The 15,633-nt window shown below is 37.0% G+C and carries 14 protein-coding genes; 3 read left to right on the top strand and 11 right to left on the bottom strand.

Going from position 1 to position 15,633, the window contains the following annotated elements:
* Positions 1–22: 22 nt before the first annotated feature.
* The 5 genes from WKH56_RS29060 to WKH56_RS29040 form a co-directional block, all read right to left on the bottom strand.
* The gene (locus WKH56_RS29060) at positions 23–721 is read right to left on the bottom strand and encodes an amino acid ABC transporter permease (protein ID WP_048021238.1); all 699 of its coding nucleotides are present in this window, start codon (positions 719–721) and stop codon (positions 23–25) included.
* A gap of 74 nt (positions 722–795) precedes the next feature.
* The gene (locus WKH56_RS29055; RefSeq protein WP_033578803.1) at positions 796–1,617 is read right to left on the bottom strand and encodes an amino acid ABC transporter substrate-binding protein; all 822 of its coding nucleotides are present in this window, start codon (positions 1,615–1,617) and stop codon (positions 796–798) included.
* A gap of 69 nt (positions 1,618–1,686) precedes the next feature.
* On the bottom strand, positions 1,687–1,953 hold the full coding sequence (locus WKH56_RS29050; protein WP_028413591.1) for a glutaredoxin family protein: 267 nt from the start codon (positions 1,951–1,953) through the stop codon (positions 1,687–1,689).
* A gap of 26 nt (positions 1,954–1,979) precedes the next feature.
* Positions 1,980–2,504: a GNAT family N-acetyltransferase gene (locus WKH56_RS29045; RefSeq protein ID WP_048021240.1), complete on the bottom strand. Its 525-nt coding sequence runs from the start codon at positions 2,502–2,504 to the stop codon at positions 1,980–1,982.
* Positions 2,505–2,514: 10 nt separating this feature from the next.
* A complete protein-coding gene (locus WKH56_RS29040; protein WP_048021241.1) occupies positions 2,515–3,045 on the bottom strand; it encodes a hypothetical protein in 531 nt (176 codons plus the stop codon).
* Between the two features lie 327 nt (positions 3,046–3,372).
* Between WKH56_RS29040 and WKH56_RS29035 the strand changes: the two genes are divergently transcribed.
* Together WKH56_RS29035 and WKH56_RS29030 are read left to right on the top strand one after the other, a co-directional pair.
* Entirely contained in the window at positions 3,373–4,398 is a 1,026-nt protein-coding gene (locus WKH56_RS29035; protein WP_048021244.1) for an LLM class flavin-dependent oxidoreductase, read from the top strand.
* Between the two features lie 305 nt (positions 4,399–4,703).
* Positions 4,704–5,525, top strand: coding sequence for a Cof-type HAD-IIB family hydrolase (locus tag WKH56_RS29030; RefSeq protein ID WP_048021246.1), 822 nt, complete (start codon positions 4,704–4,706; stop codon positions 5,523–5,525).
* A 48-nt stretch (positions 5,526–5,573) separates the two neighbouring features.
* On the opposite strand, the gene WKH56_RS29025 is transcribed toward WKH56_RS29030, so the two are convergent.
* Complete coding sequence (locus tag WKH56_RS29025) at positions 5,574–6,917, bottom strand: 2-hydroxycarboxylate transporter family protein (RefSeq protein ID WP_028413595.1); 1,344 nt, start codon at positions 6,915–6,917, stop codon at positions 5,574–5,576.
* Positions 6,918–7,060: 143 nt separating this feature from the next.
* Entirely contained in the window at positions 7,061–8,770 is a 1,710-nt protein-coding gene (locus WKH56_RS29020) for an NAD-dependent malic enzyme (protein WP_034269256.1), read from the bottom strand.
* A 498-nt stretch (positions 8,771–9,268) separates the two neighbouring features.
* On the opposite strand from WKH56_RS29020, the gene WKH56_RS29015 reads away from it, so the two are divergent.
* Complete coding sequence (locus WKH56_RS29015; protein WP_048021248.1) at positions 9,269–9,673, top strand: hypothetical protein; 405 nt, start codon at positions 9,269–9,271, stop codon at positions 9,671–9,673.
* A 28-nt stretch (positions 9,674–9,701) separates the two neighbouring features.
* On the opposite strand, the gene WKH56_RS29010 is transcribed toward WKH56_RS29015, so the two are convergent.
* The 4 genes from WKH56_RS29010 to WKH56_RS28995 all read right to left on the bottom strand — a co-directional run bounded on the left by WKH56_RS29010 (position 9,702) and on the right by WKH56_RS28995 (position 15,552).
* The gene (locus tag WKH56_RS29010; RefSeq protein WP_048021250.1) at positions 9,702–11,192 is read right to left on the bottom strand and encodes a peptide MFS transporter; all 1,491 of its coding nucleotides are present in this window, start codon (positions 11,190–11,192) and stop codon (positions 9,702–9,704) included.
* A 527-nt stretch (positions 11,193–11,719) separates the two neighbouring features.
* Entirely contained in the window at positions 11,720–13,084 is a 1,365-nt protein-coding gene (locus WKH56_RS29005; protein ID WP_048021252.1) for an allantoinase, read from the bottom strand.
* 376 nt (positions 13,085–13,460) lie between these two features.
* Positions 13,461–14,888 (bottom strand): sensor histidine kinase, encoded by a 1,428-nt coding sequence (locus WKH56_RS29000; protein WP_048021254.1) that lies wholly within the window; start codon positions 14,886–14,888, stop codon positions 13,461–13,463.
* On the bottom strand, positions 14,878–15,552 hold the full coding sequence (locus WKH56_RS28995; protein WP_028413601.1) for a response regulator transcription factor: 675 nt from the start codon (positions 15,550–15,552) through the stop codon (positions 14,878–14,880). The genes WKH56_RS29000 and WKH56_RS28995 overlap by 11 nt, the downstream gene beginning before the upstream one ends.
* Positions 15,553–15,633: the final 81 nt, after the last annotated feature.

Below are 15,633 nucleotides of genomic sequence, written 5' to 3'. Positions count from 1 at the left end.
CACCTCTTTTAGTAAGCTCGTTTTATACATGAACAGGCTGATCGTGTTTTTGCAGCTTCTGTTCGGATTTCATAAAAAATTTCTCTAATATAATGGCTACCAAATAATAAATAATGGCAAGTGCAATATATACTTCAACTGCATGAGCCGTTGCTGCGATAATGGTATCTCCTCTTCCCATCATATCCATGACACCAATGGTAAAGGCTAAAGACGTATCTTTTAAGGAACCAATCACAAGGTTTCCAAAGTTAGGAAATGCTACAACGAGAGCTTGCGGCAGCACAATTCGAGTGAACGTTTGTTTTCCGGTCATTCCTACACTATACGCTGCTTCAGTTTGCCCTTTATCTACACTATTAATGGCACCGCGCATCATTTCAGAAAAAGACGACGCCGTGCTCAGTGAATATGTGATAATCACAAATACCAGCGGAGCCATTCTAGAAACGTCAATATGAATCAATTGTAAGAGGGCAGGTACCCCGTAAAAAACTAAAAATAATTGAATTAAGATAGGCGTCCCCCTCATAAAAGAAATATAAACTGCTGCTAATTGACTTAACACCGGTACTTTATAAATACGAGGCAGGGCAATAAACAATCCCAAGGTACTGCCAATCAAAAGTGAAGCAACCAAAATCCAAATTGTAATATGCAAATAAGATAATAATTGAGGAATAGAGGTGAAAATCAGCTCTATATCAAATGCTTTTCCCATCTTTTTCTCTCCTTTGTTTCCCTCTACAGGTAGCGAAAGGACCCAAGTTCAAGGCTTGGGTCACAGTAAGTGATTTAGTTATTTCCAGCTGCTTTTGTATAATCTTCTCCTAGCCATTTTTTGCTTAATTTTGTCAATGTTCCGTCTTCTTTTATTTCTTTTAGCGCTTTATCAACATCTTTTTGTAAACCTGTTTCATTTTTTCGAAGCATAAAATATACTTTTGAATTTGAAATAGCAGGTCCCACAACTTTTTGCTCTGCGTCCGCTTGCTTATTGACAAAGTCAACTGCAAACGGCGTACTAATTGTAGCGTCCGCACGTCCTGTTTTTAGCTGCGTTTTTGTATCATCAGATCCTTGACCTGAATAAACGATATCAATTTTATTTCCATGTTCTTTGTTATACTTATCGATTAAGTTAGCAGAGTTACTCGTTGCTCCTACAATTACCTTTTTACCGCTCAAATCTTTAATTGATTTAATTGACGTATTTTTTTCATTTACAACTACATGTAGCGGAAAGATATTATAAGGTTCTTTATTAAACAGGAACTTTTGTTTTCTTTCTTCATTCACTTCCATCTGATGGGCGACTAAATCAATTTTGTTGGATTCCAAGCTCAAAAGTAAATTAGAAAAATCCATCGTTTTGAATTCAAACTTATAGTTTGGAAGACGTTTGTCTATTTCTTTAACAAGCTCTACGTCATACCCCGTTAGATTTCCTTTATTGTCAAGAAAGCAAATGTTGGGAAATTGCGTACCCGTTCCCACAATAATTTTTTGCACTTTGTCTTTGCTTGCGTTAGCTGCTGTTTCTTTATTGGGTGTTCCGCAAGCGGCTAATAATAAAAGAAGTGATAAAAAGATAGCTGTCAGCTGTAGTTTTTTCATGTGTTTGGTCCCTCACTATGTCTCAAAATAATTTATTGTTTTAACGAGTTAATAAAATGGATGTTGCAGCTATTTAACGATTGGTGAATAGTCTTCAATCAACTTTTCTATTTGTTCATAATCTTTTTCAATAACTCCTTTAAACTGCCCCTTATCTCCAATTTCAACGACCGGTACATGACGAATACCGTATTTAATTTCAAGTAAATCTCGCAAATAATCTTTTCCTTCTACATCGATACTTTCATATTGATGGCCCTTTTCATGAAAATATGCTTTTAGTTCTTCGCAATGATGACAACCTTTTCGATTCCATAATAAAATTTTTACTGACATGGTTTCTCCTCTTTTCTTTTAAATGATTAATTAGCTTGTTGTAACTCCTTGTGTTTTTCTAACTCATATCTTTCGGGATGTAAGATCTTCCTTAAGAATACGCCTTTTCCTTCTTCTCCTTGATCGACTTCAAAAAAGCGTTCATACCCTTTTCTTTCATACATAGGAATCAGCCATGGGTGTCGATCAGAAGTAGCTAATGTAACAGCAGGAGCCCCCAGTTGATCTCGAATAACCGTTTCTTCAACCCACGTTAAGAGTTTAGAACCTACTCCTTTCTTTTTAAGCAAAGGATCTACCGCAAACCACCATAAGAAAGGCCAGTTCGTTATTTCTTTATACGTTCTTGCTGTAATCGTAGCTACGATTTTTCCATCACTTTCCAGCACGTAGCAGCGGCTGTTTTGAATGTTTTCTTTTACAAGTTGAATCGTTGCCGTCGCAGCAGGAAATTTAATTCCTAGCTTTCGAATCGGCTCATATGCTCGAAGCGTTAAATCCAACAGTTCTTCAGCATCTTCTACGGTAGCTAATCGAAATAATTCACTCATTTTCTTCACCTCATTTTATAAATGTTTGAAGGGATAGATTACCTTTGTAAATCAGCTCATCCACCGCTTCCTTTAAACGACTTTTGACATTCGCATTGTTAATACCTGTAAAAGAGACGTATTCATGCAGTAGAAAAAGACTGCTGAGCCAGTAAGGTCTACCTAAAAAAGACGCTAAAAGTTTTAAATCATACTTAGCTTTTAGTAAAGAATTCACATTTTCACCAATAAGAATTGGCAGAAGTATTTTTTTATACAATAAATCTTCTGGCAATATTTTTGTTAGCCGTTCAAAAGATTCTACGTATGTTTCATTTACTCCCGATAACAGAACGACAATGCTTTTAGCTTGGTTCATTTTCGAAATAAATGCCTTTACTTCTTTCTGCGCTTCCTGCTTCAAAGCGTGTACATCATGATACGAGATAGCTTCGGCGTGCACTCCTTTTGAGGTTAAGCAAGCTTCTAGCTCATCTTTCACTGAGGCTATTTGTTGATAATTATGAGAGCTTCCGTTATATAAAATACATACATCGCTCACCTTTTCCCCCTCCTTTTTACAGCAAAAAGGCTCCTAGAGTTTCCTCAGGAGCCTTTGGTAGACCAATCAGCTTTAACTGTTTTTTTGATAAAACCAGAGAATGAAGTGAAGTGTCTTTGAAACATACTCACTCAATTCTTATTTATCCAAGTTGTTTTATCGGTTTTTCTATTTGATGATTCAACTATATAGCCTCAAAATGGCAAAGTCAACTTATTTTTCAAAAAATATTTTTCTTTAAAAAAACTCTTTTCATCTGGAAAATCCTTTGCTAAAATTAATCCCAATTATTCTTACCTTTTTTATCAACTTTAAGGAGTGTTTTCAGTGAAATTAAGTATTTTAGATCAAAGCCCGCGTTATGAAGGTGAGCGTGCTGAAGATGCATTTCAGCATACCATTCAATTAGCTCAGCTAGCAGAAGAACTTGGCTACCACCGTTTTTGGGTAGCGGAGCATCATGACTCTGAACATGTTGTAGGATCATCACCCGAAGTGTTAATTTCTCACCTACTCGCCAAAACACATCATATCCGTATCGGCTCAGGCGGTGTTATGCTTCAACACTACAGCCCTTATAAAGTAGCAGAAAATTTTAACGTTTTAGCCTCATTATCTCCAAATCGCATCGATCTTGGAATCGGCAGAGCACCAGGAGGACTACCTCATTCTACTCAAGCCTTGCAACAAAACTCTCAGCCCACTAAGTCCTTAACAGACAAACTGATAGAACTTAAACAATACCTAAACGATACGCTGCCGGAAGATCACCCTCTTTACGGTTTAAAAGCCTATCCAAGGCCCCAAAAAGCAGCAGATATGTTTTTACTGGGAGCAAGTGCTTCAAGCGCAGAGCTAGCGGCATCTCTAAATCTTCCTTATGTATTTGCTCAATTCATTAATGGTGATCAAAAAGTGCTAGAAGAAGCGATTTCCGTCTATAATCAGCACGTTTCATCCCATGCACGCTCGCTTGTCGTTGCCCTTTCCGTCATCGTAGCGGATACCGTAGAAGAAGCAAAAGCATTAGCATCCAGCACAAAAATATTTAAAGTATACTTACAAAATGGGAAATCCGCTACATTAGGCTCCAAAGAAAAAGCGGAAGAATTTGGTCAGCAGTCTAAAGAAAGCTATCGAATTGAAGAAAAAGAAGCAAACGTCATATACGGCACAAAAGAAACCGTTCGTCAAAAGCTCCAAGCTTTGAAACAGGCATTTTCTATTGATGAATTTATTATTCTTACTGCTCTTCAAGATTTTGAACAAAAAAAGCGGTCTTATACGCTCTTAAAAGAAGCTTTCAGTGAAGGAGATGCTCAGAAAACGGATCAAACTCTAGCAGCTTACTAATCAAGAGGCTGAAATAAAAGAATTTTAGTCGAAGTAAAATACGAAGTAATAATCAAAATGATTGATTATTACTTCGTATTTTTTCGTTGTCATGGTAAACGTAGCTTTCATGTGTTTAATTGCTTTTAGCTATTGATTGGGCTGTTTTAGCTATGTCTCAAGTTCTTTGTTTCATCTACTTACGAGGCGTTCAAACAAAGTATACGCATGCTTCTTGTTTTCAAAAAATCATTAAATTGAATCAAACGTTTTTTTATAGTACCATATGAAGATATGAGTCTAGTAGAAGAAGGGAATTTAAAATTATGCCTTACAAAATGATTGTTTTAGATTTGGATGATACACTATTATGCGATGATCACACTATTTCTCCGCGCACGAAAGAAGCATTAATGAAGGCGCAAGAATCAGGAGTAAAAGTTGTACTTGCTTCTGGCCGACCAACTTACGGAATGGTTCACATCGCCAAAGAACTAGAATTAGAAAAGTACGGAAGCTTTATTTTATCGTTTAATGGGGCGAAAATTATTAATTGCTTAACAAATGAAGAGCTATTTAGCAGCACATTATCTCCGAGAACCGTTGCACGTCTCGACCATATTAGCCGCGAAGAAGGCGTCTTAATTCATACGTACGTTGGAGATGAAATTATAACTGAAGTAGAAAATAAATTTACGGATATTGAAAGTGACATTACAGGTCTGCCGATCCGTGTTGTTTCATCTTTTACTGATGCCGTTACAGAACCTGTTGTAAAAGTACTCATGCTGGCAGAGCCGGAAAAGCTAGTTCATGTGGAAAAGAAACTTCAAAAGCAGCTTCAAGGAGAGCTAAGCGTAATGCGCTCTAAACCATACTTCCTTGAATTTACAGAAGAAGGTGTCACAAAAGGGACAAGCTTACATTTATTAATTCAACAGCTTGGCATTACACGCGATGAAGTGATTGCTATTGGCGACAGTTATAATGATCTTGCCATGATTGAATTTGCTGGACTTGGCGTAGCAATGGGAAATGCTCCTGAAGATATTAAAGAAAAAGCCAACCACGTAACAGATACAAACATGAACGACGGTGTGGCAAAAGTTGTGGAAGAACTCATCTTAAAACCTGTTAGTGTTTCATAAGACAAAAAAAGCAGCTCGTACGAACCGAGCTGCTTTTTTGTTTTGATTTTATACTCCTAAAAGTTTCATAAGAAGCGTAGCTAAAATAACAGTGGAAGCGCCTCCAAGTCTTGTTGCTACTTGAGCAAATGGCATAAGTGACATACGGTTGGAAGCTGATAAAATCGCTACGTCTCCCGTACCTCCTAAACCGCTGTGACAGCCGGTTACAATTGCTGCATCCACCGGATGCATTTTCATCATTTTACCTACAAAATAACCGGTTGCTACCATAGCCATAACAACTGCTGCACATACGACTACATAACCTGGTGTCACAATTTTCACTACATCTTCAAGAGGAATATACAAAATTCCTAGGCCTACCATTAACGGCCATGTCAAGCTCGTAGAAATGAATTTGTACATATGGTAAGCACCTTGCTCCATCTTAGCAGGCATTACTTGTAAACATTTGACTAGCGTTGCCGCTACGATCATTAAAACTGGACCTGGAATTCCTAAAAACTTATGTGCTAAGCCTCCGAAAATAAAGAAACTACATGCAATTAAAAGACCTGCGCCCATTAACGAAAAATCTACTGGTTTCTTGATATTTGTATCTTCTGAGATGCCATCTCCGCCTTTTGTCTTCACAAGAACTCCATTACCTGTTAATTCTGGCTTTTTCTCTCCTAGACGTTTCATTAAGCCAGCACATACGATAGCAACGATGTTTCCAATAACAGCAGCTGGAATCATTTGCGACACAAAAGATTCTGCTGAACTACCTAAAATTTGAGAATAAGCAAGTGAAAGCGGTAAAATACCTTCACCAATTCCTCCTCCAATGATTGGTACAACAATATAGAAAAATGTATGTTTTGCTCCGTAACCAAATAACATCCCAACGGCTACGCCTGCAGCTACAGCGGCTAGCGTACCTAACACAAGCGGTACGAACATACGTGTAAAGCCTTGAATTAAAACTTTACGGTTCATGCCCAGAATACTTCCGGCTACTAAACAAGAAATATAAAGGTATAAAAAGTTTGATGTTTTCATCAAAGTTGTTACCGCTTCCATAGACGCGGGATTTAAAACATTATAAAAAACTAATACGGAAGGTACAAGCAGTGATAAAATAGCTGGTCCGCCAATATCTTTTAAAATCGGAATTTTTAATCCTAAATCACCAAGCAGCATTCCCATTACCATAATAATCGCAAATCCGCCAATCATATCTGGAGGAAGTTCGTTGTAAACGGCCGCGCCATATACAATTAATGCAAGTAAAACGTATAGCGGTAGAGGAATAACTCCTACTTTAATATTGTTGATTCGGTTCCAAAAACCCTTATTTTCAGGCTGTGAATCTTGAGTAAACGTTTCCAATTTACGTGCTGTATTCATCTCATAACCCCCTGTAGTTCTAATATAGAGAATCATACACAAGTTTAAAAAAACTATATACGTTATGTAACTTAAGAATTATTTTTGTAACTAAAAAAAGCACAGCTTCTTTTTTCAGAAGCTGTGCTTTTTCTATCTAAAAATTAAGCATTTACTGTTTCTAAAGCTTTAATTTCTTTGTATGTTGGTTCCCACATTGCTGCTTTTACTGCCGCTTTTACATCTGTTGGAACTTCTTTTGCAACGCCATCTTTAATTGCTGCGTTAGCAACCGCTAAAGCAACGTTATATGATACTTCACGTAATTCTTCTACGCGTGGTAGTAATGAAGCTCCTGGTTTGCTGCTGTCTACCATTTGAGCTACAGCGTGTGCACATGCTGCGAACATGCTGTCTGTAATAACTTCTGCTTTTACCACGATTGATCCAAGACCAAGACCAGGGAAAACAAAAGCATTATTAGATTGACCAATTTCATATTCCACACCGTCGTAGTTAACTGGTTCAAACGGACTTCCAGTCGCTACAAGTGCTTTTCCTTCTGTCCAATTTAATAGGTTTTCAGGAGTAGCTTCCGCAAGCGGAGTTGGATTTGACATTGGTAAAATAGCTGGGCGTTCTACATGCTTCGCCATTTCTTTTACGATTTCTTCTGAGAATGCGCCTGCTACACCAGACGTACCAATTAAGATTGTTGGCTTAACTTGTCTGACAACTTCTAAAAGAGAAATTTTGTCTTCTTCACGGTTCCAGTCCTTCACTTCTTCTGCTTTTCGTGCATAAGGCGTTTGGAAACCTAATAAGTCGTCCATGTCATCTGTTAAAAGGCCTCGGAAATCGACTGCCCAGAAGTTTTTGTATGCTTCATCTTCTGTGATCCCGTCTAATACCATTGCATCACGTACTTGATCTGCAATACCGATACCTGCTGTACCTGGTCCAAAGATTAAAACACGGTGGTCACGAAGTGGCATTTTAGACACTTGAACTGCTGAGAAAATAGCGGCAAGCGTTACGGCACCTGTGCCTTGAATATCATCATTAAACGTTAGAATTTCTTTTCCGTACTTGTTAATAATATTACGAGCATTTACATTACCGAAATCTTCCCAGTGTAACAGTGCATTAGGGAATATTTCAAGAGATTTTGAAATAAATTGATCTACGAAATGATCATAGCGCTCACCGCGGATACGTTCATGGCGGTTTCCGATATATAAAGGATCATTTAATAATTTTTCATTGTTTGTTCCTACATCAAGAACAACTGGAAGTACTCTGCTTGGATCGATTCCTGCTGCAGCTGTGTACACGGCTAATTTACCGATAGCAATATTAATACCACCAACGCCCCAGTCACCAATTCCTAAAATACTTTCTGAATCTGTAATAACCATTAAATCAATGTCTTCACTATTTGCATCGATATTTTTAAGAGCTTCTTCAATGCCTTCTACATTATCGATTGACAAGTATACGCCACCCGGACGGCGATATTCGTGGCTGTATTCTTGGATTGCTTGTCCAACTGTTGGTGTATAAACAACCGGAAGCATTTCTTTTAAGTGATCTTGCAATAAACGATAAAATAATACAGCATTACGGTTCTGTAAATCGTTTAAATACACATTCTTACCAAGGTTATCTGCCTGAGCTAAAAATTGCTCATATGCACGTTTTGCCTGCTCATCTAAACTTAAAGTCATTGGAGGAAGTAAACCTTCTAATCCTAACGTTTTACGCTCTTCTTTTGTAAAAGCTACTCCTTTGTTTAACATTGGAGCTCCTAAAATTTCTTTCCCACGTAAAGTCGTTTCAATTGTTTCATTATCTGTAAAAAATACGTTGCGCATACGACTATCTTCCTTTCTGTAGACTTGTATGACAAGCATACAAGTTGGTTAGATTTAAGTAATTGATACCTTATATGGATATTACTCATATTATTCAAATGTCCGTTAACTTTTTATGAATAGATTGCTAATTCATTTGACAATAGTATATTTTATGCCTATCTATTTCTGCTGTCAACTATTTTAGTAGAGCAATTTTTTAGTTATAAAGAGGTAGAAATTTCTGAATTTAATATCTTTTATCAATTTTCTTTTTATATAGGTACTAAGAACCTTCTTTATTCTATTCATCTCTTTTGGAAAGTCAAAACAATCCTTTAATATGGAAAAAATGTTTAATTATAAAAAATTTATTTTGAAATAATTTTAGTTTGCCTATAAAAGAATATTTTTTATTTTTTTGTCTATGCTGATTAGTGAATTACTATGAATATTCTTTCCTTTCTATCTATACATATAAACTACATAGTTCTTTTTTATAATAATGGAGGTTATTATATGTTAAAACCAGATACAGCTATTATTTTTGGATTTCTTATCGAAGAAGCGGCCAGTCGATTAGACGATCAAGAGATTAAAGAAATTGCGTCTAAAGAGCTAGAGAATGGAGAATTGGTGTTTGAAGAAGCCAGTTATTTTTATAAACGCTTTTTTATCCCTGCTTCCTCTGAATTAAGACAAGCTCTTCGCCGAGAGGTCTTATCGCTCCATTTAACATTAAATCAAATTAAAAATGCTTATGGCAACGGATCCATGTCTAAGATTGCTCATATGCATCAAATTATTGCAGAAACTGAAAAATCAACAAACGAACTTAACAGACTTTTAAATCTTGCGTTCTATGAGGGTGAGGACGATCAGACATACGCCTCCTTCATGAATATTTTTTCAAATAAATCATAAAAAAAACCGCCCTTAAGGACGGTTTTTTTTATTGAACACCTTTCATTAAACGCTGAATTTTTGGCGAAATCATTAGTACAATTACACCTAAAATGACCGATACTCCGCCCAGTGCAGCAAAATAAACAACTTGCGAAATGTTTTCATAGTATTGAACAAGCTGAGCATTGATTGCCTGCGCCGCTGCGCTTGTTAAGAACCATAAACTCATTGTCTGAGCCGAAAACGCTGCAGGTGCTAGTTTTGTTGTAGTTGATAATCCTACTGGTGATAAACAAAGCTCTCCAACTACAACTAAGAAGAAGCTTAACACTAGCCATAGCGGGCTCGCTAACGTTTCATTTCCATGAATACTAGCCGGGATAACCATGACAAGGAAAGAAAGCCCTGCAAATAAAAGTCCTAATGAAAATTTCTTTGGTGTAGAAGGCTGTCTGTTTCCTAATTTCACCCAAATTGCTGCAAAAACTGGAGCAAATATAATAATGAATAACGGATTTAACGATTGGAACCAGCCAACTGGAATTTTAAAGCCGCCATACGTTAGCTGTGTATGATCTTTTGCATACGTTGCTAAAATTGTTGACCCCTGCTCTTGAATTGCCCAGAACATTACTCCAGAAACAAAAAGAGGGATATAAGCTAATACGCGTGAACGCTCATCAGCTGTTGTCTTGGGACTTTTATACATAACCACAAAGTAAATAATAGGAATAACAATCGCTAAAATACTTACAAATAAAATAACGCCTTCAACTGTTAAAATACCTGCTAAAGAAGTCAGTACAATAAAGATAGCAAGTACAACTACAGCAAGTGCAATAGTACCAAAAACTTTTTTGCGTTCTTCTGGTTTTAAAGGGTTTGGAACTTGTCTGCCTGCACGACCTAAGGTTTTACCTCGTGTAGCCATAAATACAATTAGACCTAAAAGCATTCCTACTGCTGCGATTCCAAAACCTAAGTGATAATTATATTTTTCACCTACTGTTGAAACAACTAGCGGCGCGATAAATGCCCCTGCATTTACACCCATGTAGAAGATACTAAATCCAGCATCTCGACGGTTATCAGTCGGGCTATACATATCGCCCACAACGCTTGAAACGTTTGGTTTTAATAAACCTGTTCCAATGATAATCAAGAACATTGAAATAAACAGCGCTGTTACACCTGCTGGCAATGCAAGCACTAGATGTCCGAGCATAATAAATATACCGCCGTAAAACACCGTATTAGACGTACCTAAAATGCGGTCTGCAATCCAACCGCCAATAATTCCAGACATATAAACAAGAGAACCATAAATAGAAAAGATCGCTAAAGCGGTTCCTTGTTCCATTCCTAATCCACCGTTTGCAATTGTATCGTACATGTACAATACAAGTAGCGCACGCATTCCATAGTATGAAAAACGCTCCCAGAATTCTGTAAAGAACAAGGTAAATAAACCTTTAGGATGTCCGAAGAATCCTTTTTGAGGAACTGTTTCATACACTTTTTCTCTCTCTACCGACATATTCCTTAACCTCTCTTTCAACCGTAAACCACCATAGACAAAACTGTCAAAAAATTATGATGATATAAAAAAATAGAAACAAGAAAATTTTATTCTTATAAAATGATTCTGTCAATATCAGAATTTTACAATGAGTGCATAATATACGGTTTTTCATTATAAAATTGCACCTATAAAAAGCTTTAAATCAAGATTTCCTTTCTTAAAATATCTTTTTGAAAATTTTTTTATACAAAACCCTTGATTATAAAGCATCTGATTATCTACTTTTCATACAACCAGATAATATTTTTCTTTTTGGGAAATTTTTCTTTATATTTAAAAAGAAGCTTTATTCTTTTTAAATTATGCTTCCCTCAATCAAAAATATACTTTTTTAAAATAATAAAACCTTCTTTAAAAATGTCTCTTTTGTTATAGTAGATACTCTTTTTTCACCTATGTAATACTTTTAATATAAGTCATCCTCATTTTTTTATGTAAAAAAAGAGATAAAAGGTTTATTTTTCATCTCTTTTTTACTGTGCCTACAATTTTACGTATTCACCATTTACCATTTGTCCTTTGTGAAGAGGAAACACACCTTCTTCTTTAGTGTATACAATCGTTCCTCTATTAATGGTAGTTAAAATAACGCTATTAAATACCGTTCCTTCATATATACTGTGCTTATGTTTGAAAACCATTCCTTCTTTTGTCACTTTTTCAGTTTGATCCAGATCAACGATAACCAAATCCGCATCGGCTCCTAGCAAAATGCTTCCTTTTTTGGGATATAAGCCGAATCGTTTAGCTGGATTGGTTGATACAAGCTTTGAAATGTGAGAAAGAGAAATCCCTCTAGTGATCGCTCCTTCACTAATCATTGCTTGCAAAGAGTACTGACCGCCTGATATTCCACCCCAAACTTTAAATAAATCATTCTGATGAGCTGTTTTTAACTCAATCGGGCAAGGAGAATGATCCGAAGAAATCATATCTACTTCTTCTGATTGAATACATGCCCATAATTTTTCTTTTTGACTCCTGCTGCGAAGAGGAGGTGCACACTTAGCCGTTACGCCAATTTCTTTAAAGTCTTCCTCTGTAAAAAGTAAATAATGCGGACAAGTTTCCAGCGTAACGTTCATTCCATTCTTCTTTGCTTCCGTAATAAGCTGCACTGCTTCATAGCTGCTAATGTGTACAAAGTGAAGCGGACATCCCGTTTCTTCACCGTACTCAAGCGCTTGCTTTACTGCGTTTACTTCTGCTACAACCGGTCTCGTTTCTAAATAATCTTTAATAGCCGTTTGCTTTTGCTTCTGTTTAGCCTGTTCAAGCTTTTGTATTAAGTCATTTCTTTCAGCATGCAGGGCAAGCACTTTATTTAGTTTTGCAATCTCTTTCATTCCTTCGTATAATGTGAGGTCATCTGAGAAATCAAATTCAGAACCTGCTTCTGACATAAATGCTTTAAAACCTATTACACCCGAATGAGCCATTTTGGCTAATTCTTCTTTATTACCAGGAACCAACCCTCCCCATAGACCGTAATCTACTACTGACTTTTGATCAGCCAGCTTTTTCTTTTCCCACAGCGCTGCTTCTGTTACGGTAGGAGGAACGCCGTTTAAAGGCATATCAAAATATGTAGTGCAGCCTCCTGCGGCCATAGATGCTGAACCGTAGTCAAACCCTTCCCAATGGTCTCGGCTCGGTTCATCAAAATGCACATGAATATCAATCATTCCAGGCAGAACATATTTGCCTTTAGCATCTACGTATTTTTTTGCTGGTATGCTAACACCTTGCGCTATTTCTGCAATCTTTCCTTTTTTAACACCTATGTCCGCTTTTACTATTTCGTCTTCTAATACGACCGAACCATCCCGAATAATTAAATCGTACATATTATCAAACTCCCCTTTACTTACTTCATCTTTTTGTTAAACGAAGTAGTCTGCTATTGTTCTATCATGCACTGTTTCCTTTAAAAAGTCTTTATCATTGTAAAGAACCCTGACACACAGACTGATTATTACGTCAGTTAATATAACTGAATTATCCGATTTTTTCATTCGCCATTTTGTCTAAACTTTTCTTTTTCATTTGGTCACTTTCACTAACTGAAAAGAGATGGAGACATAACTAAATCAACGGACGAACAAATTGGATAAATGAAACCTACCTCCACTCTAACCATAAAAAAATCCGAACGAGTTTGATTCTCCATCAAGAATCAAACTTGTTCGGATCTTCCTTCAACTAATTTTGTCACAGTCTCTTTTAACTCTTTTTTACTTTTTGTGACATTGGCAACCTTACTGTAAATGTACTTCCTTTTTCTTGTTCACTTTCTACATCAATTTTGCCTTTATGTGTTTCTACGATCCATTTAGCGATTGCTAGGCCTAGCCCGTGACCTCCCATTTGACGGGAACGCGATTTGTCAGCACGATAAAAGCGGTCAAAGATTCGATCCTTTTCATCTGGATGGATCCCAACGCCCGTATCACGTACTTTTAATATACATTCACTCCCGTGCTGAACTACTTGAATGTTTACACTGCCATGAGGAGTCGTATATTTAATCGCATTATCTAACAAAATGTAAATCAGCTGAGTTAGACGCTCTTGATCTCCAGTTACCACTAATTTTTCCGGTGTATCCAGCTGCAAATCAATATGTTTAGAAACCGCTAGGGTTTCAACGGATTCCATTACCTTTTGCACCGCGTCCGTAATATCAAAGGGCATCATTGCTTTTTCTACTTTATTAGAGTCTGAGCGTGCAAGCGTAAGCAAATCACTGACGAGACTCGTCATGCGCTTCACTTCAGCTTTCATATTATTGATTAATTTTTTAGAAAAAGGATCTTCTGTTACTTCCTCCTGCATTTCTAAAGCGTTGATAGAAGAAAGCATAACGCTAAGCGGCGTTCTTAACTCATGGGATGCATCCGCCACAAACTCTTTTTGCTTTTGGAAAGCTGTTTCAATTGGGACCATGGCACGTTTTGACATTAAGCGGCTGATATAAATGGCTACTCCTACAAACAGGACGGTAAGGCTCAGCATAATAATAAGGAGCCACTTTAACAGCTGATAAAGAAATGAAACGTCTTTTCCAATATAAAGCATCCCTAAAAATTGACCTTTATAAAAAATAGGTTCACCCGCCATCATCAAATCAATATCTATTCTGCCTTCCCCGTTTTGCCCTTTTACTCCTTCAATGTGTTCAAAACTAGGACGGGGAGCTTTTATTCGTTCTTTCCTCACTTCATTTTCAATAGGGATCCACCCATCAATTAAATCTAACAAGTTAGAGCGAAGCCGCTCACTCGCTTCGTTTCCCATAATAAGATCCCCTTCAGGACTGATGACATAATAAAAAAACTGATCTTCACCGGCTACGACAATGTTTTTGTACTCTTCTTTTGACTGCTGATTCGAGCTGTTTACCGCTTGTTTAATTAAGATGCTTTGGACAATTCGAGACTCTTGCTTTAGCATGCTATTTAAGTTTTGCTGCTGACTGTTGGATACAACCACATACACCAATGCATAAACAATAAATACGAATAATAGCAGAAACAGCATCAGCAATGCGCTATATCGGAATGTTAAACGATTTTGCGTCTGGCTGAATAAATCTTGCTTTACTTTTTGTTTTACTTTCTGTTTAGCTCTTGTAAGGAGTTTAGCTTTCAATTTTGTAGCCTACTCCGCGAATGCTTTGAATAAGATCCTGTTTGTTGAATTTCTCTAGTTTTTTCCGCAAAAGTTTAACCGTCGCATCAATCGTTTTAATGGAAACATCTGATTCATATCCCCATACCCGGTCTAAAATAATATCTCGAGAAAGAACTTGTCCTTTGTTTTTTACTAAAAAATCTAGCAGTTGAAATTCACGAGGACTTAATTGAATAAACTCCTCGTCAAACTGCACGGTTTGACTTGCTCTTTTTAATATCATGCTGGCAATCTCTACTTCTTCTTCTAAAATTGGTGCATAATTACGACGAGCCAAAGCGCGAAGCCTTGCAAGCAGCTCGTCAATTTCAAATGGCTTAATAACGTAATCATCCGCTCCCGCATCTAAGCCTTGTATACGATCTTGAACCGCATCTTTTGCTGTTAACATAAGAATGGCCCCGGCGTATCCTTCTTTTCTTAGACGTTTACATACATCGATTCCGTCTCCATTGGGCATCATCCAGTCAAGAATTAACACATCATAATGTGCTTCAGATGCATAGTCATATGCATCATTCCCTTCCGTCACCCATTCGACGTTATAGCCTCCTTTTTTCTTCAGCATATAACTAACTAATTCACCTAGCTGCAAATCATCTTCTGCTAGCAGTACGTTCATTCTGCGTAACTCCTTCCTTCGTTTGATACATTTCCCTGCATCCTTTTGTTTACTTTATTATACAAAAAGAATCAGCAGAAA

The organism is Priestia sp. SB1 (assembly GCF_038898415.1).
Note: the sequence above shows the minus strand (reverse complement) of the source record. Positions and strands in the feature narration are given on the sequence as shown.